Origin of the sequence: Virgibacillus proomii (genome assembly GCF_018916875.1) — a bacterium.
GTDB lineage: Bacteria > Bacillota > Bacilli > Bacillales > Amphibacillaceae > Virgibacillus > Virgibacillus proomii_B.
The window spans coordinates 96,681-118,289 of record NZ_JAHLNO010000019.1 but is presented as its reverse complement, the minus strand read 5'-3'; the positions used below and the strand labels follow the sequence as shown (position 1 = coordinate 118,289).

21 protein-coding genes and 5 pseudogenes are annotated in these 21,609 nt (G+C 36.6%); 3 read left to right on the top strand and 23 right to left on the bottom strand.

Annotation, left to right across the window (positions count from 1 at the left end; all coding sequences use genetic code 11):
* Positions 1 to 4 precede the first annotated feature (4 nt).
* From KQI21_RS08075 to KQI21_RS07995, 17 genes are all read right to left on the bottom strand, one after another.
* Positions 5 to 1,522: an aldehyde dehydrogenase family protein gene (locus KQI21_RS08075; protein ID WP_216483696.1), complete on the bottom strand. Its 1,518-nt coding sequence runs from the start codon at positions 1,520 to 1,522 to the stop codon at positions 5 to 7.
* An 18-nt stretch (positions 1,523 to 1,540) separates the two neighbouring features.
* On the bottom strand, positions 1,541 to 2,314 hold the full coding sequence (locus KQI21_RS08070; RefSeq protein WP_216483695.1) for an enoyl-CoA hydratase-related protein: 774 nt from the start codon (positions 2,312 to 2,314) through the stop codon (positions 1,541 to 1,543).
* 13 nt (positions 2,315 to 2,327) lie between these two features.
* Positions 2,328 to 3,104, bottom strand: a complete 777-nt coding sequence (locus KQI21_RS08065; protein ID WP_373687653.1) for an enoyl-CoA hydratase/isomerase family protein — start codon at positions 3,102 to 3,104, stop codon at positions 2,328 to 2,330.
* Complete coding sequence (locus KQI21_RS08060) at positions 3,097 to 3,399, bottom strand: EthD family reductase (RefSeq protein ID WP_216483693.1); 303 nt, start codon at positions 3,397 to 3,399, stop codon at positions 3,097 to 3,099. The genes KQI21_RS08065 and KQI21_RS08060 overlap by 8 nt, the downstream gene beginning before the upstream one ends.
* A gap of 447 nt (positions 3,400 to 3,846) precedes the next feature.
* Positions 3,847 to 4,362 (bottom strand): 1,2-phenylacetyl-CoA epoxidase subunit PaaD, encoded by a 516-nt coding sequence (gene paaD / locus KQI21_RS08055; RefSeq protein WP_216484278.1) that lies wholly within the window; start codon positions 4,360 to 4,362, stop codon positions 3,847 to 3,849.
* 26 nt (positions 4,363 to 4,388) lie between these two features.
* Positions 4,389 to 5,183 carry a 1,2-phenylacetyl-CoA epoxidase subunit PaaC gene (gene paaC / locus KQI21_RS08050; RefSeq protein ID WP_216483692.1) on the bottom strand — a complete coding sequence of 265 codons (795 nt, stop codon included), beginning with the start codon at positions 5,181 to 5,183 and terminating at the stop codon, positions 4,389 to 4,391.
* A 3-nt stretch (positions 5,184 to 5,186) separates the two neighbouring features.
* Entirely contained in the window at positions 5,187 to 5,504 is a 318-nt protein-coding gene (gene paaB, locus KQI21_RS08045) for a 1,2-phenylacetyl-CoA epoxidase subunit PaaB (protein WP_216483691.1), read from the bottom strand.
* Positions 5,505 to 5,973: 469 nt separating this feature from the next.
* Positions 5,974 to 6,945: a 1,2-phenylacetyl-CoA epoxidase subunit PaaA gene (gene paaA, locus KQI21_RS08040; RefSeq protein ID WP_216484277.1), complete on the bottom strand. Its 972-nt coding sequence runs from the start codon at positions 6,943 to 6,945 to the stop codon at positions 5,974 to 5,976.
* A 48-nt stretch (positions 6,946 to 6,993) separates the two neighbouring features.
* The gene (locus KQI21_RS08035; protein ID WP_216483690.1) at positions 6,994 to 8,316 is read right to left on the bottom strand and encodes a phenylacetate--CoA ligase family protein; all 1,323 of its coding nucleotides are present in this window, start codon (positions 8,314 to 8,316) and stop codon (positions 6,994 to 6,996) included.
* A 192-nt stretch (positions 8,317 to 8,508) separates the two neighbouring features.
* Positions 8,509 to 8,727, bottom strand: coding sequence for a ferredoxin family protein (locus tag KQI21_RS08030; RefSeq protein ID WP_077319658.1), 219 nt, complete (start codon positions 8,725 to 8,727; stop codon positions 8,509 to 8,511).
* A 16-nt stretch (positions 8,728 to 8,743) separates the two neighbouring features.
* Positions 8,744 to 9,754 carry an NAD(P)/FAD-dependent oxidoreductase gene (locus KQI21_RS08025; RefSeq protein WP_216483689.1) on the bottom strand — a complete coding sequence of 337 codons (1,011 nt, stop codon included), beginning with the start codon at positions 9,752 to 9,754 and terminating at the stop codon, positions 8,744 to 8,746.
* A gap of 484 nt (positions 9,755 to 10,238) precedes the next feature.
* Positions 10,239 to 11,516 (bottom strand): TRAP transporter large permease, encoded by a 1,278-nt coding sequence (locus KQI21_RS08020; protein ID WP_216483688.1) that lies wholly within the window; start codon positions 11,514 to 11,516, stop codon positions 10,239 to 10,241.
* On the bottom strand, positions 11,513 to 11,977 hold the full coding sequence (locus KQI21_RS08015; RefSeq protein ID WP_216483687.1) for a TRAP transporter small permease: 465 nt from the start codon (positions 11,975 to 11,977) through the stop codon (positions 11,513 to 11,515). Before KQI21_RS08015 ends, KQI21_RS08020 begins: the two co-directional genes overlap by 4 nt.
* A 61-nt stretch (positions 11,978 to 12,038) precedes the next feature.
* Complete coding sequence (locus tag KQI21_RS08010) at positions 12,039 to 13,043, bottom strand: TRAP transporter substrate-binding protein (protein ID WP_253291362.1); 1,005 nt, start codon at positions 13,041 to 13,043, stop codon at positions 12,039 to 12,041.
* A gap of 22 nt (positions 13,044 to 13,065) precedes the next feature.
* Positions 13,066 to 13,833 (bottom strand): carbon-nitrogen family hydrolase, encoded by a 768-nt coding sequence (locus KQI21_RS08005; RefSeq protein ID WP_253291361.1) that lies wholly within the window; start codon positions 13,831 to 13,833, stop codon positions 13,066 to 13,068.
* Positions 13,834 to 14,259: 426 nt separating this feature from the next.
* On the bottom strand, positions 14,260 to 14,952 hold the full coding sequence (locus KQI21_RS08000) for a DUF2848 family protein (protein ID WP_216483686.1): 693 nt from the start codon (positions 14,950 to 14,952) through the stop codon (positions 14,260 to 14,262).
* 13 nt (positions 14,953 to 14,965) lie between these two features.
* Complete coding sequence (locus KQI21_RS07995) at positions 14,966 to 15,613, bottom strand: GntR family transcriptional regulator (RefSeq protein WP_216483685.1); 648 nt, start codon at positions 15,611 to 15,613, stop codon at positions 14,966 to 14,968.
* Between the two features lie 502 nt (positions 15,614 to 16,115).
* Between KQI21_RS07995 and KQI21_RS07990 the strand changes: the two genes are divergently transcribed.
* Complete coding sequence (locus KQI21_RS07990; RefSeq protein ID WP_216483684.1) at positions 16,116 to 16,430, top strand: helix-turn-helix domain-containing protein; 315 nt, start codon at positions 16,116 to 16,118, stop codon at positions 16,428 to 16,430.
* Between the two features lie 218 nt (positions 16,431 to 16,648).
* Here the strand turns inward: KQI21_RS07990 and KQI21_RS16110 are convergent.
* The 5 pseudogenes from KQI21_RS16110 to KQI21_RS07985 form a co-directional block, all read right to left on the bottom strand.
* A pseudogene (locus tag KQI21_RS16110) lies at positions 16,649 to 16,795 on the bottom strand (transposase domain-containing protein); the annotation flags it as partial.
* 212 nt (positions 16,796 to 17,007) lie between these two features.
* Positions 17,008 to 17,212, bottom strand: a pseudogene (locus tag KQI21_RS17055) (IS3 family transposase); the annotation flags it as partial.
* A 56-nt stretch (positions 17,213 to 17,268) separates the two neighbouring features.
* A pseudogene (locus KQI21_RS16525) lies at positions 17,269 to 17,340 on the bottom strand (HNH endonuclease); the annotation flags it as partial.
* Between the two features lie 236 nt (positions 17,341 to 17,576).
* Positions 17,577 to 17,834 (bottom strand): annotated as a pseudogene (locus KQI21_RS16520) (IS110 family RNA-guided transposase); the annotation flags it as partial.
* A pseudogene (locus KQI21_RS07985) lies at positions 17,829 to 17,972 on the bottom strand (recombinase family protein); the annotation flags it as partial. The pseudogenes KQI21_RS07985 and KQI21_RS16520, both read right to left, overlap by 6 nt.
* Positions 17,973 to 18,433: 461 nt before the next feature.
* Between KQI21_RS07985 and KQI21_RS07980 the strand changes: the two are divergent.
* Positions 18,434 to 19,030, top strand: a complete 597-nt coding sequence (locus KQI21_RS07980; protein WP_216483683.1) for a hypothetical protein — start codon at positions 18,434 to 18,436, stop codon at positions 19,028 to 19,030.
* Between the two features lie 125 nt (positions 19,031 to 19,155).
* On the top strand, positions 19,156 to 19,749 hold the full coding sequence (locus tag KQI21_RS07975; RefSeq protein WP_216483682.1) for a hypothetical protein: 594 nt from the start codon (positions 19,156 to 19,158) through the stop codon (positions 19,747 to 19,749).
* Positions 19,750 to 20,566: 817 nt separating this feature from the next.
* Here KQI21_RS07975 and KQI21_RS07970 read toward each other — a convergent pair.
* Positions 20,567 to 21,424 (bottom strand): AraC family transcriptional regulator, encoded by an 858-nt coding sequence (locus KQI21_RS07970; RefSeq protein WP_216483681.1) that lies wholly within the window; start codon positions 21,422 to 21,424, stop codon positions 20,567 to 20,569.
* Positions 21,425 to 21,609: the final 185 nt, after the last annotated feature.

The following is a 21,609-nucleotide window of genomic DNA, read 5'->3' as shown; positions in this document are numbered from 1 at the left end:
CTTCTTATAAGTTAAATGGATTAAGCGGCTTCCTTCCAGCAAAGGAAAGGACACTTTTTGTTTCTGTATACAGTTCTAGAGTTTCAATACCTAGTTCACGGCCAAAACCGGACTGCTTATATCCGCCAAAAGGAGTTCCCGGAAAAGCAGAAAATGGACAGTTTACCATAACAACACCTGCTTGGAGTCCATCCGACACTCGCTTAATTAGCCCTTGATCTTTTGCCCAAATAGCAGCAGCAAGACCATATCTCGTATCATTAGCTAGCTGAATAACTTCTTTTTCATCAGTAAATTTCATAACTACTACGACAGGGCCAAATACTTCCTCCTGAGCAATTTTCATATCGTTTGTTACCCCTGTAATAATCGTTGGTGCATACCAATAGCCATCTTCAAAACCTTCCACTTTTAAAGGGTGTCCGCCAGCTACAACGGTTGCTCCTTCTTGTTTTGCTTCTTCTACATAGCCATGAATTCTTTCCAGCTGGTTTTGACTAATAATCGCTCCAACATGAGACTTCTCTGACAATGGGTCTTCGATAATTAATTGACTGGTCTTGGCAAGAAAGCTTTCCATAAATTCATCGTAAATACTGTCATGGATAAATAACCGCGATCTTGCTTCACAGGATTGACCAGTATTATAGAAGATACCAAAAATTGATCCGTTAACAGCAGCATCTATATCCGCATCTGGGAACACAATATTAGGAGACTTTCCTCCTAATTCCAACGTTACCCGTTTTAAGGTTTCCGAAGCTTTTGCCATAATATCTTTGCCCGTACTCGTCTCTCCGGTAAAGGCAACCTTATCAATTGCTTCATGCTCCGTTAAGTAAGCTCCAATCGTTGTACCCGGTCCTGTCACCACATTGACGACTCCATCCGGTACACCCGCTTCTGTACAAATTTCCGCTAACAAAATAGCCGTAGTTGGTGTTAAACTGGCTGGCTTTAGTACAACCGAACAGCCTGCAGCAATCGCAGGTGCTACTTTCCATGCCGCCATCATCAGCGGGTAATTCCAGGGTATAATCTGTGCTGCTACACCAGTAGGCTCCTTCTGTGTATAATTAAAAAACTGTCCCGGCACATTATTCACATCACCGCGATGCCCTACAATAGCGCCTGCATAAAACTCAAAATCCTCTATTGCCTGCATTACCTGACCTTGAGCTGCAGATAGTGTTTTACCACTATTTATAACTTCCATCTCAACTAATTCATGAAATCGAACTCGCATGATGGAGGCAATTTTATTTAATACACGAGCACGCTTACCGACTGAATAACGTTTCCATTTCCCATGATCAAAAGCAGCTCGAGCAGCATCCACAGCTGTGTCCACATCCTCCCGATCAGCTTTTGGCACTTCCGCAATTGCCTTACCTGTTGCAGGATTGTAAACTGTCATCATTTCACCTGATTTAGCATGTACAGGCTTTCCATTAATGACCATTTGGTACATATCACGCTTCAGCTCTTTTACAAAAATAGGTTGTTCCTGCGTTTTTACCATATTCATCTCTCCCTTTGTTTAATATCCTTTATATTCAGGGGAACGTTTTGCAAGAAATGCCTGAACCCCTTCCACATAGTCTTCTGTTCCCCCGGCAATCTCCTGCCCGTACGCTTCATAATCCAACATGTTACTTAAGTTCATTTCAAAGCTTTTTTGCATGTAGCGTTTAATTAAGCCGATAGCTTTTGTTGGCATATTTGCTAACCGTTCAGCAAAAGCAACTGTTTCTTTTTCCAATTCATTAGGCTTAACAACTTTTGTCACAATTCCAAGCCTTCTCGCTTCATCAGCCTTTAGCTTTTCTCCTAAAATCGCTAACTCCAGCGCCTTGGCTAGACCAACAATCCGTGGCAGATAATATAAATTTCCTGAATCAGGGATCAAACCGATATGGATAAATGCCTCCATAAAGGAAGCCTTTTCTGAGACGATTCGAAAGTCACATGCAAGTGCCAGACTAAACCCGGCACCTGCTGCAGCACCGTTTACCGAGGCCACAACCGGCTTTTCTACTTGTGCTAGCTTCTCCATCATTGGCTTATAGCGAGATTTAATAATTTCTCCCAAGTTCATATCTGCTTGTAAACTGCTTATATCTTCACCGGAGCAGAACGCTTTTCCTGCACCGGTAATAACAAGTACACGAACTTGATTATTATTTTCTGCTTTTTTCAACACATCGATGATTTCTTGATTCATCGTATTCGTAAACGCATTTAATTTTTCAGGTCGGTTCAATGTTAGCCAGCCAACCTTATCCTTTATTTCATAACGAATAGTTTCATACATCTGTTGCATCCCCCTATTTCCCCTTGAAATGAGGTGATCGTTTTTCCATAAAAGCTTGCATACCTTCTTTTTGATCCTCAGAAGCAAAAAGTAAATTAAAATTTTTCCGTTCGTATTGCATCGCTTCATATACAGACAAGTCTTCTGCCTTTTCAACCGTGTCTTTGATTAACCGTAGGGATAAAGCAGGCTGCTTTGCCAGGTTTTCGGCAAAAGCGATTGTCTCCTGTAAAAGAAGTTCATCTGGCAAAACTCGATTAACGATACCCCAATGCTTTGCTTCTTCTGCTTCAAGTTGATTTCCAGTCCAAAGAAATTCCAGTGCCTTTCTTTTTCCCATCAGTTTGGTTAATTTTACAGTTCCGCCGGCGCTTGGCATAACACCAAGATTAACTTCCGGAAATCCAAACTTACTGCTTGCTGCAGCAAATACTATATCCGCACATAATGCGAGCTCAAATCCACCACCAAGGGCAAATCCATGAACGGCTGCTATAACAGGCTTTTTAGTTAATGCTATTTTGTCCCAGTCAGCAAATTGATTTTTCATCTCCATGGAAATCGCATTTTCCTCCGCCATTTCCTTAATGTCTGCTCCAGCGGCAAATGACCTGCCAGCGCCAGATAGAACAATAACTTTTACTTGTTCTAATTGATCAAATTCCCGTAAAGCAGCTAAAATCTCTACTACCATGGATCGGTTGATGGCGTTTAAAACTTCCGGGCGTTGCAACTTTAATTTTCCAATCCCATTGCCAGTCCAAACCTTAATAAATTGATAGTTATTCAACATCTTCACCAATCATCATGGTAACCAAGTCGCCTGCAAATGACATCAGGTCTTTTCCGGAGGCTTTTGCTTCTTTGGTTTTCATCGCAGCTTTTAATGATTCATGATCGTCATAATACATTTCGCATAACAGATAGTACTTACTTTTTCCTGTAGGCGAACCAACAATTTTCGTAACCTCCATCTTACGTAACCCAGGTATCTTCTTTGTGATCGGCGTATGAACATTCTGGTAGTGCTCATCAAAAGCAGCTTTGTCATCCGGCTGTTTATAAAGTGCAATTAACTTAACCATTATTTTCCACCCTTTCGAATAAATTGAATCTTCATCAGTGAGATTTTCTTTTATCTCTCACTGATAGAATTGGGCATTTAGGTGACGTTTTCCACTTGACCCATTTGTACCAGCTCAGACTCTTAATGTGGGAAAGCTTACGGCACCTTACATGCGGGATAAAGTGAATCTTCATTTCTTGGAATGCTTTTCCCAAGAAATGTTAGATGAACCAATCGGGCATTTAGGTGACGTTTTCTTCCACTTGACCCTTTTGTACCAGCTCAGACTCTTAACGTGGGAGACTTACGGCACCTTACATGCGGGATAAAGTGAATCTTCATTTCTTGGAATGCTTTTCCCAAGAAATGTTAGATGAACCAATCGGGCATTTACTTGCAGTTAGATCCTCCCACCTAACCTCCTAGGTTTTTCCTCATAGCATGGAAGGGGAGGTCTTACTGCAAGTTACATGCGGGATAAATTAGCGATTGGCTTCATCGCTTCAAATGGATTTTTACATTTATTACAATAAAGAATGCTTCGGCATGCTGTTGGTCCGAAAATATTCTCCATTGTTGTGTACATGGAATTACAATAAGGACATGCAATTCTCCAAGATTCACCTGCAGAATACTGTGCTGGCGGTGGAGAAATTCCATTTCGTTTTAACTTTTCTTTTCCCTCCTCGCTGATTCGATCCGTTGTCCACGGAGGATGAAAACTAAATATAACTTCAATCACAAGGTCATTATTCCATTCGTTTAATAATTTTTTTGCCTTTTCTTTCACATCGGCTTTAATCATGTCTAATGCCGGACAACCGCTAAATGTTGGCAATAGCGTCACTTGAACAAAATCATCATCTTGAACAGTTATATCCTCGAGCATCCCCAGTTCAACAATATTAATAAATGGCATTTCTGGATCTGTCACTTGCTCCAATACGTGACGTACTTCAGCCTTTAGATGTGAATTTTTCATCATACCCATCCCTCATCTCGTCTTTGTTACCAGGAAACTGCTTCTTTGTCACCTCCGTATACTTCATTTAACACTTTCAATGCCTCCGTTAGATCATTCGTATGCTCTCCATTACGTCCATTTCCACTTTCCATTCCTGGAGGTTCTTCTATCCTGAACTTCAACTTTTGAAATACGTTTTCAATTCTATCAAGCCATGCCTTTCGCAAATCAGCTTCACTGGTAATTAATTTACGCTTACTCAGTTCCGCACTGTACATGCCTAGTGAAATCACTCCGGCAAACTCTTTCCAGCAGCGGAGAATAGCCTGTTCCATCCGCTCACGTGCTTCCTTGGTGCTAGCCATTAACTGCGTAAACCAAGTTTCCCAATGCATGAAATGATAATAATGTTCGGATAAAATTTTAACAGCAGTTTGCTTTAGTGGTTCATAGCTTGATTGCGTAAGTGCTTCCAAACGATTTTGTTTGAAAACACTAAAGAGAAAATTCCGAGCGACGGTAAAAGCCCAATCATAATCAGGATTTTCCAGATAGTGACCTGAACCATTTTTTAATTCAAGTAAAATTGCATTGCGAAAGTTCTGTGGTTTTCTGGAGTGAGATAGATCATCCATATTTCCTGACCCGATTTCTTCAAGTAAGCTGTAATACATTACCGCATGCCCCATCATATCTTGATTAATGGAAGAAAAGGCAACATCTTCTTCAATATGCGGTGCCAATCCAAGCCATTCTGATCCGCGATAGGCGAGAATAAAATTATCATCTGCTAATTGATACAGTAATTCACGTAAATAATAATCATCTTGCTGCTTCATATACTATGCCTCCTCTATTTGAGGTTCTTTTTTGAATTCCTTCCACTTTTTTGGCAAATCTGTATAGCCTCTTGTTTCTCGATATGCTTTATTATCTAAGAGCTTGAATGCTTCCCGCTCTTCTTGATTCATCATTCTAATATCTTTCCGCTTAACGACCCATAGCTCCTTTATCGGTTCCCTGCGAAAAAAATTCTCTTTAGCTAACAGATAAGCCATCTCTTTATTTGGTGCCGTTAAACTAAATCGGTGTTCCAGTGCCAACCCATCTCTTTTTCTGCTAAAAACCTCGTATTCTTCATAAAATATGTCATCACTCATTGCTGTACCTCCATTCATAAAGTGAAACTTCATTCCGTGAACGCTTTTTACACGGAATGTTAGTTGAACGAATCGGGCATTTAGGTGCCGTTTTCTACCGCTTAGACCTTTTTGTACCAGCTCAGGTGCTTAAAGCGGGAGGATTACGGCACCTTACATGCGGGATAAAGTGAATCTTCATTCCGTGAACGCTTTTTACACGGAATGTTAGTTGAACGAATCGGGCATTTAGGTGCCGTTTTTCCAGCTCATACTTCTCACGTATTCTCTCAACCCTTGATGGGGAAAGCTTACGGCACCTTACATGCGGGATAAAGTGAATCTTCATTTCTTGGAATGCTTTTCCCAAGAAATGTTAGATGAACCAATCGGGCTTTTACTTGCAGTTAGATCCTCCCAACTAACCTCCTTAGGTTTTTCCTCGTAGCATGGAAGTGGAGGTCTTACTGCAAGTTACATGCGGGATAAATTAACTAACAAATTCATTGACAGCTTCTTTATAAACACACAGCGCATCACGAACCCATTGACTGTTTTGATAAGAAGTTTTTCGCAACGCTATTCTTGCATCCGACTCCGGTCCATTTCCCGAAACAATTATTTTAAAATTCTGCCAATCAGGTTCTGTATAATGCCATTCTTGGGTGTTTTCATTAAAATGCAGGTTTTCATCAGGAATTGTTAACCCAAGTAATTCAATCTTTGGTACATATTTTGACAAAAACTCTTGACGTAATTGTTCATTGGTTTTCGTTCTAAGTTTATACTTCAGGTTAATATCGACATTCGAATGTCCTGTTTCTTTTTTGGACTTTGGACCAAAGAAGGTTAGTAGTGATTCCCACCAGCGATCAAGCGCCCCTTGCAACATTTCTTTTTGCTTTTTGGTTCCTGCTGCTAATGCAAGCGTGAGACTTTCTCCATGCTTTGCATGAAACGATTCTTCCTGACAAATTCGTTTTAACGCTCTGCCGTACGGACCATAAGATGTATGTAACATCATCGTCTGGGTTAAAATTGCAGCACCATCAACGAGCCAGGCGATGATTGCAGCATCTCCCCAGGAAGGTGCCGGCATATGAAATACATTGTGGAATTTTAATTTTTTGCTAAATAAATCATGCAAAATATGCTCTCGGTTCTTGCCGTATGGTTTAATTAAATCTTCTACCACCCGTAAAAGCAGCTGTCCATGCCCCATTTCATCTTGAACTTTTGCCATGATCGCTAATTTTCTTTTTAATGTTGGCGCCTTAGGTACCCATTCTTTTTCAGGCAGTGCTCCCATAATTTCGCTAACACCGTGCATAGAAATTAAACGAATTAACGCTTTTCTATAATCCTCTGGCATCCAGTCACTAGCTTCAATTTTCTCATTGTTTTCAATACGCTCCATAAAATGATCGTATTTTTCTTTCTCTGTCAATTGAGTAAATGACATCTGCATTAGATTCATTTCCTTTCATGTAATTCAATAATCAATCAAACACTAAACTTGGGCAACCTTGTCCCGAACGATACGAATTGCTTTGCCATTTGATCGTGGAATGGCTCCGGGATGCTCAATATGAATATCTACACTAACTAGACATTTGTTTTTTAAACGATATGAAATCTTGTTAGAAAGCGCTTTAATATGATCGTGTTGTAAATCTTGTCCAAGGCTCCGGTAAATCTGTTCATTTATTTCAACCTTTAACGTTACTTTATCCAACGCTCCTTGTCTTGAAAGGTACAATTGATAATGCGGCACAAGCTCTTCTATCTCTAATAAGACACTTTCAACCTCTGATGGAAACACATTTACACCACGAATAATGAGCATATCATCAATTCTTCCTTTTACCCTTGACATTCGTCTTGTCGTCCGCCCGCATATACATGGTTCTGAAATAATCGAAGCAATGTCTCCGGTACGATAACGTATGATTGGAAAGGCTTCTTTCGTTAAACTCGTAAATACAAGCTCCCCTTCTTCTCCTTCTGCTACCGGTTCTAAAGTTTTAGGATGAATCACCTCTACATAAAAGTGATCATCGGCCACATGAAGTCCTTGCTGCGCTTCTTTACACTCGCAAGAAATTCCCGGTCCCATCACTTCACTCAGCCCGTAGATATCCATCGCCTTAATGCCAAGTCTTCGTTCCAGTTCCTCACGCATTTCTGTTGACCACGGTTCCGCACCAAAAATACCGTATTGCAAACTAGTTGCTCGCGGATTTTTTCCTAATTGTTCCATTTTATCAGCAATATTTAAAATATATGACGGTGTTCCAACAATAACTGTCGGTTCAAAGTCTTCAATCAATAGTATTTGCCTTTCTGTATTACCTCCGGAAACCGGTACGGTCGCCATCCCTAACTTCTCTGATCCATAATGTAATCCGAGGCCCCCGGTAAATAAACCGTAGCCAAACGTGTTTTGTAACACTTGATCTCGCATACCTCCACAAGCAACAATTGCTCTGGCAACAATTTCCGACCAATTATCTAAATCATTTCTTGTATATCCAACCACTGTCGGTTTTCCACTTGTTCCACTAGAGGCATGAATTCTTACTAGTTTATTTACAGGTAGAGCAAATAAATCAAATGGATAATGATCGCGGAGATCCTTTTTTTCTGTAAACGGTAATCGTTGAATATCTGTTAATGATCGGATATCTTCAGGTTTTACTTTATGTTCAGCTAATTTCTTCCGATAGAAAGGTGTCTTTTCATAAACAGTCTGTACCGTTTCTTGCAACCTATTTAATTGAATTTCTTCCATTTCTTTCATAGGAAGCGTTTCCATTTTAGTGTTAAAGATCATTTTCTCACCTACCATTTATTATTTTAGTTAAGACTGTATATGGAAAAGCTTTGCACAGAAAACTCTCTTTTTTTATAGAAAAGTTATTAAGCACCAAACCTTTTTGTAAGCGATGAACTAGTTGCACTTATACTGAAAACTTTAAAATTTTCACTACGCTGTGTTAACATCTGTGGTTAAATTCTATCTTTGTTAACGTGTGATAATAAACTGCTCCTCATGCTTCGGTACATCTTCTTCTGCGTAAATTGCCTGAACGGGACAAGCAGCCTCACATGCAGCACAATCAATACATAAATCAGGATCTATATAGTACATATCTTCTCCAGCATGAATGGCGTCAACCGGGCAGACTTCTACACATTCTGCTGACTTTTCTTGTAAGCAAGGGGAGGTGATTACAAATGCCATGCTTGTTCCTCCTTTGTCAGACCTTCATCTTTTCCCATTTTTCAAAAAGTGTTGTACTATGTTGCGGCTGTAGCCTTGCCTTAGGATCGATAAATGTTTTAGCACTGCCAATTGCAGTAGCGGCATCACTAAAGCCGGTTGCAATTAATTTTACTTTCCCTTTAAATGTTACAATATCACCAGCAGCATAAATTCCTTGAATATTGGTATTCATTGCAGAGTCTACTATAATTGAATTCTTGTTAAATTCCACCCCCCAATTCTTAATAGAGCCCAGGTAGGATACAAAACCATAGTTTACGATTAATTCTTCTAGTGGAATTTTTAAACTTTTTCCAGTTTGATTGTGTATAATAATGATTTCCTCAACTTGTTCATCTCCTAAAATTTCCTCCAACTGATATGGCGTCAAAACTTCAGCACTAGAGGCAAGAAGTTCCGCTACACTATGTTCATGCGCCCGAAACTGTTCTCTACGGTGAATTACTTTTACACTCTTGGCGATTGGTTCTAGCATCATTGCCCAATCTACAGCAGAATCTCCTCCTCCTAATATACAAACATCTTTCTTTTTATACCGATTGATATCTTTTACAAAATAATGTAAGTTCTTTCCTTCATACGCTTGAGCATTTGCTAATTTAATCCGTCGCGGTTCAAAAGCACCTATACCTGCTGTGATAAGAATGGTTCTTGAATAATGCACTTCCTTATCTGTGATGAGCTGAAAGTTTCCGTTATCTATTTTAACTACATTTTCAACGGTTTGATTAAGTACAACGGACGGGTTAAATTGTATCGCTTGTTCGGTAAGTTGATCAATTAAATCCTGAGCTTTCACTTTTGGATATGCAGCAACATCATAGATAAACTTTTCCGGATATAAAGCTGACAACTGCCCTCCTAATTGTGGCAGACTTTCAATGATTTTAACTTTCATTTGCCGCATTCCTCCATAAAAAGCAGCAAATAAACCAATAGGTCCACCGCCAATAATCGTTACATCATATATATTTCCTTCTTCCACCTTTTCACCTCCATCCTAGAAAACAATGATCCTACATTTATATAACTATATTTAACATACCGTTTTAAAAACGTTATATTCATTTTCGTTATAACACATAATATCAGTACTCGCCTAAGTTGTCAATATTTAAAATTGATATTATTATTTGTTATTTCTGAATGTTTTAATTAAATGTGTATGGTTCCAGCTTAGCTAGGAGAGTTATACTAACGGGAAAACTATCTTTGTTTCTTACAATCTTGACGTAAAAAGTTCCCGAAAAGACCAGCTTAACGTACCAAGAAAGTTACACGTGAAAGCTATTTTTTCAGCAAATGAACCTCTTTTTACATTTTTTACATGGAAAGAACAACAGCTAGAAGCGCTCGGTTAGCGAAGTATAAAATTTGGAGAACTTTTGATGAGAAAAAGGAAATGCTAGCCAAAAACAAAACGCCCATATCCTTTAACACTTAGGAACTGGGCGTTAGATAATTATTTTCTATGAATGGAACAGGTTTACAGGAAACAGGATTAGATCTGGAATATACGTAATAACCAAAAGTATGAATAGTAAAATTATTATTTGCGGCATTAAATACGTAAACATTTTAGGGACCTTTATTTTAGCAATGGAAGATGTAACAAATAAACAAACTCCTAATGGTGGTGTTACCATACCAATGGTTAAATTGACAGCCATTACAATTCCGAAGTGAACCGGATCAATACCAGCCGCAGAAACTAAAGGGAAAAATAAAGGTGTAAAAATGGATACTGCCGAAATAGTATCGATAAATGTACCGGCAATCAACAAGATGACATTAATAATAAATAGCAATACGAGCGGATTCTCTGAAATACCTCCCATCATCTCTATTAGTTGATTAGGTATTGAATTATACGATAAAAACCATATAAATAATGACGCTGATCCGATTAAAAAAACAATTGTTGCAGTTGTTTTTGCAGTATGAAGCACAATTGGTAATAAGTCTTTTATTGTAATCTCCTTATAGACAAACAGTCCTATAATTAAAGCATACACTACTGCTATGACCCCTGACTCTGTTGCAGTAAAAATCCCAGATACAATACCTCCAATGATTATAATTGGCATAATTAAAGCTAAAATAGCATCTTTTATCCCACTCATTACTTCTACAAAACTAGCTCTTTTATCACTGGAACGATAGCCATTTTTCTTACCAATATAATAACTATATCCCATCAACCCAATTCCCATAAGTAAGCCAGGGATTACCCCTGCAATAAATAAATCACCTATAGATACACTGGCTATTACACCGTATAATATAAGAACAATACTAGGTGGAATAATTGGTCCGATTGTAGCTGCACTTGCTACTAGACTTGAAGAAAATCTAACATCATACCCTTCTTTATTCATTGCTGGAATCATCATACCACCAATTGCCGCTGCAGCAGCAATTGCAGTTCCTGTTAATGCTGAGAAAAAAATACTTGCTAAAACAACTACCATGGCAAGTCCACCGGGTAATGGACCAACAATTGTTTTGGAGAAATCAATGAGACGTTTAGAAATACCACCTTTTGTCATAATTTCTCCTGCTAAAATAAACAATGGAACAGCAACAAGCGTAAAATTATCAATTCCTCCAAAAATATGTCTCGGTACATTGATTAATAAACTAGGAGATATTAGTAAAATACCTAATATTGACACAAATCCTAAACTAAATGCAATGGGGATTCTTAATATAATCAACAAAAACAATACGATAACGAGCCAAATCATGAAAACACCTTCTTAATATGGAAAAATAGCATAAAGAAAGCACTTATTGGTATAGCTAAGTAAACATAGGCTTTTTTTATTGGCAATGAAGCAAATGTCTGTCCGGATTGAAGGTTCTCCATTACAAGTATGTATCCATAATACATTAGTACAATAATGACCATTCCAACAACTAAAAATTGTAAAAAATCTAGAAATAAAGTTAATGGTTTCGAGAGATTTTCAAACAAATCTACAGTCAAGTGTTCATTGTTTTTAATGGCGATTGCCGCACCAAATAATACGCTATATACAAAACTAATCATTAATGCTTCTTGAGACCAAGGAAGAGGTTGTTGCAAAATATATCGATAAATAACTTGCAACAAAGTTAATAAGACTGTTATAGATAAAGAAGCTGTTATAATAAATTCCAAAAGCTTTGTAAATAAATGTTCTACTTTTTTGAAGAATAACGTCATATTTTCACCTCTTTATATTATTTGTCCCATAAGCCAGATATCCTTATGGGACCCTAAATTATTACTTTTCCTTATCTATTCTATTAATCAGCTCTTTTTGTGTATCGTCTGCAACTTCATCCTTGACTTTTATCGTTACTTCCCTAAACAGTTCTCGATCAGGTTCTGTTATCGTTACACCATTTTCTTTTAATTTACTTTTTATCTCTTCTTCTTTATCAGCCAGGTATTCTCTTTGGTAAGTGGCTGTTTCATCTACCGCTTGCTTAATCACAGATTGTTCCTCTTCACTTAAACGATCCCACTTTTCCAAACTCATTAATACAACAGCTGGTGTATATGTATGAGCAGTTAGAGCTAAATGCTTTTGGACTTCATAGAACTTCATAGAATCAATGGTAGCTAAAGGGTTTTCCTGTCCATTTATAACCCCTTGATCTAAGGCAGAAAACAGTTCACTAAAATCAACTGGAGTGGGGTTAGCGCCTAAAGTCTTCATATGATTTTCCCATACAGGTGCAGGTTGAACACGGATTTTAAGTCCCTTAACATCTTCAGGTTTTTTAATCTCTGTCTCATCATTTGTTATGTGACGAAAGCCAACTTCCCAAAATCCAAGACCTTTCATATTTTTATCCTCTGTTAGTTTTAATAAATCAGCTCCTATTTCCCCATCCAGCACTTTATAAACATGTTTTTCGTCTTTAAAAACATAAGGAATTCCAAACAGATTCATCTCAGGAACAGTGTTAGCCAAAGCACTATCAGCTGCTACAGTGGTCATATCTACTGATCCACTAATAACTTGTTCAATTACTTCGCCTTCACTTCCAAGAGTTGAATTAGGGTGGATCTCAATTTTTAACGATTTACTTTTTTCTTCTACCAATTCTTTGAACTTTTCTGCTGCGATATGATATTGATGAGATTCAGATCCTGAATGAGCTAATTTTAATGTAGTAGTTTTTCGTTCACTATCTTTACTTTCAGCTGAATCTGATCCACATGCATATAAAAAAGTAAACCAAACCATAGCAATGCCAAATAGTATTAATCTTCTTATCATCCCATTCTCTCCTTTGCCGGTGTTATTTATATAAATGTGGTACTCGACAACTAAATATTGGAACCTTTTTTCTTACTTCTTTCACTTTTAATAAATCTAATTCAGCAAATATTGATTCTTCGTTTGTTTTACTACCTTCCTTCATAATTTCTCCCCATGGATCAATAATCATGGAGGTTCCACAAAATTTTACACTGTTATATTCACCTACTCTATTTGAAGAGACTATATACATTTGATTTTCTATTGCTCTTGCTATTTGAAGATATTTCCAATGATCGATTCTAGGACAAGGCCACTCAGCAACAATGTGTAGAATCTGAGCACCTTCTAAAGCTAAACTGCGAATCATTTCAGGGAAACGCAAATCGAAGCAAATCACTAATCCCATTTTAATTCCTTCTAAATGAAATATTTCAGGTGGATTTTTTCCGCCTGTCAAGTAATGATGTTCATCTAGCATAGGAACTAAGTGAACCTTGTTATATTCATATACTAGATTTCCTGATCTATCATATACTAGAGCAGTATTGTATAAATTTCCGTTAACTTTATTAGCAATGGATCCACCAATGATGTTGACATTTAATGTTTTTGCCAACTTCTTCAAAAAACATTTCGTTGGTTCCCCATCTCTATCTGCTATTTCATTTAAGGAACTTAATGTATATGCAGTTGTCCACATTTCAGGTAAAACCAGAATATCTGAACTGTTTTTAGTCACCTCCTCCTCAGCCCACTTTTTAACTAATTTTCGATTTTTTTGAGGGTCCCCAGGTACTATATCCATTTGAAATATAGAATATTTAATTTTAATTACCTCCTATATCAATTTATTGTAATTGCTTTCTAAAAAGGCAGTATCCTTTATTTGATAAGTAAATTAGCAGTCTTACACTTACAATGCTTTCTTTCCTGTCTACTATAAAGAGATCATATCAACCAGTGAGGGTTTTCTTTTGTCCTCCACTGATTGTTAGAATGAACAGAATCAGGTATTTGACTCGCAGTTGGCCCCTCCACTTATCCGTTCACCTCGTAGCATGGAAGGACAGGTCTTACTGTCAGTTACATGCGGGATAAAGTGAAACTTCATTCCGTGGAATGCTTTTTACACGGAATGTTAGTTGAACGAATCGGGCATTTAGGTGCCGTTTTCTTCCACTTAGACCCTTTTGTATCAATTCAGGTCTTGAAGGGGGAGGCTTACGGCACCTTACATGCGGGATAAATTTTTTATGCAGTATTCTGCACGAATTGTATCCTTGTTAACCGGATCAATGAGCTCCATTCTAAATTTTTCTCCATATTTAAAGCCGTCTACTAATGGAACAGTACCGCAAAAGACAATGGTGTTTTCCAGATGTATATATTTTTTAATTAAAAAATCTTCTATTTCCTTTAAACGAATAATCGATGAAACACTATCAAATTGATATTTTTGCCATTTTTCATCTATGAAAACGCTGGAAGATAATATTAATTTATCCCAATATGTTTTTATTTTTCGAACACACCAGGCTTTATTGGCAAATGGTTTGCTGCAAACTTGCTTTGATTTATTAATATTATTTGTCTCTAATGATCGATCCGTATGATCACTTCCAACAGTTACATAAACTTCCTCAGAAGTATTGCCAAAAATAATTACTATTTCCGCTTCGCCACTAGTTTCTTCCCCTATAACTTCTATTATATTTTTTTGAGTTAATGTACTGACACTGACCGGATATAACGTTGGTATTTCTGTAGGCTCCGGGACGCCAATTCTAGCCAATTCTCTAATATGAGCTAAGGTTTTTTCTTTATCACGCCCAGAATATCCTATACAAAAGGCTTTTTTAATATGGAATTCTTTATTTTTTCCATCAACTTCGATATTACTAGTAAAAACTAACGAAGCTCCCATTTTTTCCCCCACCTTAATTAATTTTTTTTACAATATCTGTAGTCATTTCTAAATGTGCTTTCATTAATTTTATTGCGATTTTATCGTCTTTTTCTTCCAATGCTTGTATTATTCCTCGATGCTCATCAAGCACCTCTGCCATTCTCCCATCTTTCATCAACGCGTTATGACCTATTAGTCTCGTGAGATTATATACTCTAAGCAGCACTTCTTCTAATAAATTTTGATTTGAAAATTTTAAAATTTGCCTATGAAAGTCCTGATCAAGTTCAATGTATTTAATTCTATTATTTTGTTCCATAGCTTCTTCTTGTTCTGCAATAATCGACTTTAATTGTAAAATATGTCGCTCTGTAATTACTGGGACTAGTTTAAGAAGCCCCTCACATTCAATAGAAACTCTTAAAAAAGTAATCTGTTCGATTTCAGAAATAGATATTTTGGGGACATGAAATCCTTTTCTTGGTATATGAACTAGTAATCCTTCATTGGTAAGGTCTGCAACCGCCTCTCTAATAGGAGTTCTTGAAATCTTGAGCATTTCAGAAAGCATTGTTTCAGTTAAAATTTCATCACTTTTTATTTTTCCGCCTAAAATAGCCTCTTTTAACTCATCATAAACACTTTCTTTCGCAGTTTTTCTTTTTGGTATCGGTTTCATTTATCTCACAACCTTTTTTGTGTTCTGTATTATGTATACATAATACATTAATTTGACCGAAAAAGCCAATACTTTTTATATTCAGTTTTTTCGAGGTTAAACCATCTCTTTAAATAACTGCTCATCCGACCCCACAATAACAAAAAAATACCATAACAGATGATTCCCTATTTACAAAATGTTTTTCGACATCGTTTTTTTACTCGGGTGATAAATATAATTATAATGGCAGCGGTTACCGTTTTTTTCCATCTGATGAAGATCTCCTTTTTTATCTTATTCATAGTTTTACATTAATATAGATCATGACATTTAACACGTAATACTCTAAGACTACTAACTATCTAAAAGGATATACTAATTTGTAGTTTATTCATCTAAGTTCTGCTTATCAATATTTTTATTACTATTTGTTCTAAAAATTAGATAATGCTTTCTCCCTTATAAAATCCAGCTAAACTAGTAGTAAAGAGTATATTTCTATATTTAAAGGGAGTATCTTATGGAAAATAGTAATGTAGTTGGAAACAAGTTAAGGAAGTTAAGAAAAGCCAAAAATTATTCTACCCAGCAACTTGCAGACATGGTAAATGTTTCTCAGTCGTATATTAGTCGTTTTGAAAATGGAAATGCTATCCCTAATGTAGACATGCTTGAAAGAATACTTCATGCACTTGAAACAAATTTGTCCACATTTTTCTCTGCGGAGTTTGAAGAAATGCCGCAAGATCTTTTGCAATTAATTGACACAGTTAAAAAGTTGAGCCACGAAGCCAGGGTGAAGTTAAATGAATTCTTGAAGGTTATGGTGGAATGATTTTCGCTTACAAACTTACACGTTGAACCTAATTTATATTAATTAAAAAAGAAATAAAGGAATGAAGAAGGGTCTGGCTGCGTAGTTCGAATATTGGAATGTATCCTAGATTAGAAATGCAAGCGTAAAACAGCCCTCACTGTCATAAGAAGTGGACTTTATGTATCCTTTTATTCAGATTGATTTAGTACACGGCATTCATCAGAAAGAGTTGGTGATCAAGGAAGCAATAGAACTATATTTGTTTCATCTGTCGTTTTCATATTGGGAAGCATTTCAAACAGATAAATAAGGTCGTTGAACGGATTTAACCCATTTTCTTTTGCCGTCTCTGCTACGCTAATTGCACTTGAGCAAGCTCCTTGGATCTATGTCAAGAAGTTGGACAAAAAGAATATGTATTTTTATAAAATTACTTCTCTGTTTTGTTTTGTCGTTTTCAGGAGGATAGCACTCCTTTGGAAGCCATCAAGGGTAAATGCCCCCTGTTTTCGCCCCCTATACCTCCTAAACCCGTGCTGTGTTAAAAGCACCACAAATAAACTTTAAAAATGGGGAGGCCCAAGAGAGCTACAGATTAAATATTCCCCCTCCTTAGGGAGGAAGTTTGAGTCTGCTTATGTTGCTTTTCAAGCGATAGGCATCCTATCGTAGAATGAATTCTTTTGTAATGTTTCGATATAATCAAATATATTCATTTTCGCTTTTACAGGCTAACTTTCATGGAAGATAAGTTCTTTCTTAATTACGCTGTGAAATGACTTAATACAGGCATTGTCATAATCATGTCAACCCTCAATTCTGGCTTCACCATTTTTAATTACAACTTTCAAAACCTAACACTTTCATAACCTTTAGGAACAATGGATCTATTAATCAAATCATAATCATTTTTAATTACACCATCCATTTCAGAATATCCGTACCCTATGTTGTAATCTTAAAAGCAAAAAATAAAGTGAAACTTCATTCAGTAGGAGTTTTCTTCCATCTCCTATTGAATGTTAGTACCACAAGAGTATGACCTAAAGGCTCTTGAACGAATCGGGTATTTAGGTGCCGTTTTCTCCCACTTAGACCCTTTTGTACCAACTTAGGCTCTTGAAGTGGGGAGTCTTACGGCACCTTACACACGGGATAAAAAAATCATTCATTTATAACCGTATAAACTATTTCTTTCTCATCTGCTTCCGAAAATTTGTAGGCTGATTGTGCTTCATCATGCCATATATAATGTTCGTAAACCTCCTAATAATACAAACCAATGTCTGTCCTTTTGTTTTGCCTTCTTTAAGCTTTCGTTGGTAAATGAAAACAAGGTTCCTTATTATTTCCTTTTGCTGCTAGTACTTGTTGGAGTGCTAGGTTGTAAAATAATCGCCCGATTTCTCTGTTTGCTTTTTTATGAATACTGTAAAATGGTTGTTCAATGCTTTTAATATCACAGCCATATTTCTTTAGTTCTCGTTGAATCAATACCTTAACAATATCCGACTTCAATAATCGAATTGTATGAAGTACTACCACATAATTTATTTGGACACACGAAAGGTGACCTACATTTCCCGCAAGTCATCCTGTCTTTTCCAATGCTTCTTCAATTAATTTGGTACTAATTTCTTCATCCGTTTTCTATTAGGGACGTAAAAATGATTGTAGATTTTTAGTAAATTCATTGCTTTTAACTTATTAATCCAAGAATCATCTATTGTAAGAAATGAAGAATTGAGATTTCCTCTAATGGATGCTGAAAGTTAAATTTCCTAGGTCATGTGACCTGTTCTGGGGAAATATTAATTCTTTTGTACAGCCATTCGCTTCAGCAAACCTTTGCTTCCGCTCAGAACGCACAAAAGAATAATTATTTTTCAATAAACTTATGAGAAAAGGTATTGTGTTTTACAATTTTTGAGTTAACTAGAAATATTTGACAGAATTAAAGTTATATGTATTAATAAAGATACATAGTATCAAAAATAAATTATTTTATGGAGGTAAGAATGATGAAAACGCAAACACGTTTAGGAGTTATGTTACTTGCCCTGTTAATGAGTAGTATCATATTTGCTACTCCTGCATTTGCGGCAAAACCGCAAGTATCTGTGAATACCGCTGGTGAAAGCGTCTACACACAGACAGTTGATATGCAACTTCAAGCAATGCCGTATGCTTTCGAGAGCAGTAAAACAGTAACCGCAAATAAAAGTTTAGGGCTAGCGCTGGACCCCGGACGAAGTGGATGGAGTGTACCTGTAACTTTTAGATATTCGCTTCCATCTAATGCAGTGGTTCGTTCTATTGAAATTGACCCTGGAAGAGGCATCATAAATAATAATAATAAAAATATGATGGGCACAATTCTTATTTCTAAAATCGAAGTAACCAGCCCATCAGGAAAAATGGCTGATATTGGTTGGAAAGCTAGTGGAATGAAAGATACCACTCATTTTTTGCAACAATCAGCTAACGGAAATTGGATCGCACGCATTTATGGAACAAATATTTCTCAACCTACCGGAGACCCAATTCTTGATATCCGCTTTTTCGGCAGTATTTCTTATAAATCTGCTAAAATGACCATTTCATACATTTTGGAATAGTCTGTTCAAGTACAGAAGAGGTAACGATAAAGAATGTTCTTCCTTATTTTTTGCTTTAAATATTTATTTTTCCCCAAAACAGACGATAATATAATTGTAACTATTTCATAAAAAGGGGGGATATTATGATTATGCGTTCTATTGGTTTGGAACGTTTTTCAAGTATAAATTCTCATACCATTTATAAAGCAAAAACAGAAACGCCAAAAACAGATAAAAGCATTTTCGAAAAGAAAAATACAAGCTCTTTACCAGATAACGTTGTAAGAAAAATTAAGGAAATGGCACAGGATGGTGCAGCGAAAGGTGTGTACATGGGAAAGGATTATATATCCTATATCAATTCTTATAAGAAACAACATGTATCTCCTGACCGTTCAAGACTTATTTCACTGATGACACCTAGGTTAATGAATGCAACATATACAAATGGTTTACCATTCTTTTTTAAGATTACCGGATTACCCTTTACAGGGCAAATGTGTGTTGGTGCAACTGGGTCATCGATGTTTATTTATGATAAAAACGGTGAAGAAGTATTATCTTATAGCACTAATGCTGGATGGGCAGAGAGGCAGACAAGAGCAGAAACTCAGTTTTATAATGAAACAACGGCAATTTATTATGAAGCCTACAAAGCCGCAAGAGCAGAGATGAAAACAAACCCGACACAAAACTACAGCAGGGTCGCTAGTTCTAACTTTGATATAAAAGTGTAAATACCATCAAGATAAGCAATTTAATTACCTCTCTTTGAATATTTCCAACTCTTTTTAATCATGATTAGTAAAAGTATAATTTAGCCGTCTAGGATGGAAAAAAGGGTAAAAATACCTCAGGATAAACTATTGAAGGTATTTTTTCCCTTTTGTTCTAACAAGGCAGTTACAATTTCCATTCGCATGTTGATAGCAACCTCCAATTTATTGGTGTTCTTCCCGCGCCAAGGATACTGGAATGTCCCTGACCGTCAAAGTCACCAGTTGCAAATTCATATCCTTTCTAAAGGAGAATATTTCTGCCGTCTTAGTCCTCACTTTTCTATTTATATGTAAACACCCATAAAAAGGATCTTTTTTTGTTGAGCAAACTCATCCAATGATACCTAATTTGTGTTCCTCAGACAGGGGATTTGTCGTTCACTTCCTTTAGATTCCGTATCACTACGGACCCTTGCATTAAGATATCACCACTACTGCCTTTACGATTTGAAACTTTCACTAGAGAGTGCAACCAGCCAGACGACTGTTAAAAACCAGCAGAGATTTCCCCTCTGGTTTTTTCATTCTAAAAAATTATATCATCTTCTACATTGTGGATATAGCTTCATTCAACTAATGCAATCAAGCTATAGTATGCCTCGTTCCTCTCCTACAATAGATCAACATCGGCTCGAATCTAAAGGAAGGCCGACTAAAAGTGGGCTTGCCGTTCAGGCGTCGACATCCCCCTGTTTTAGAGGCATGTTTTCTCTATCATGTCAGATATTCTCCTCCAGTTTGTACATGGTTAAACGAGTGCTTCTCACTTGTCTTTCTATATTTCATTATTTTTTTTATATTCATTTCTATACTGCTTAGGTGTGACACCAACATGCTTTTTAAAGGTCGTATGGAAATGGCTTTGACTATTAAATCCAACCTGATAAGCGATATCCGTTACTTTTATATTTGTATTTTGTAACAGTGTCTGAGCTTCACCTATTCTGCGTTTAATTAAATATTTAACAGGCGAACAATGGAATTGTTTCTTAAACTGATGTGCTAAATAATAAGGGCTTACTCTTACCATTTTAGCCAGATCTTCCAGTGTTATTGGCTCATAGTAATAATGTTCTATATACTCTTTCGTTCGGTATAAAATAATTTCATTATCGTAGCTTGAATAAGTTTCTACATGATTCAAAATGTTCGTTTCTAAATATTCTAAAAAAATGATGAATAATTTTTGTGCGATTATATCCTTATGTTTACAGTTAGAAGCAAGCTGTGAATGAATCAATCCCATAAATCGATTGACATCTTCAAAATGAGTACCTAAAGAAAAAACGGGGGAAGCATTATCAGGTATTAATGCATTTTTTCTAAGGTTATTTTTTTGCAGTCCTTTTATTGCACAGCAATATGTTTCAACAACATGAGCTTGAGACAAATGCTCATCATGTGCCACGAAACTGTTAAATATAATTAAATCACCTTTTTTTACCGAATAAACTCGTCCATCAATAAGGTAATCACCAGCACCACTTGTCACCAGGATGACTTCAACTAAATCATCGTGGATGTGCATAAAGCGTTTATACTGTCCATCTAAAGCTTTCACCTTACTGGTAAAAAACAGGTAAGGATCGTTATTGATTATGTCATTCGTCAAATCCGTGAAATAGACTTTCATTTCCTCACCACTTTTATAGGTACATTGTCATTTACTATCATTTTAACTAATGATGAACCATTCGTACACTGTACACTATCTGTAAAGTCCGTCTAGAAAGTCCGAGACGTCATGTCTTTTCAAGCGGAAAAATTGTACTTAAAAAACAATAGATCCTCTAACAAACCATCGAAAAACTCACGTAC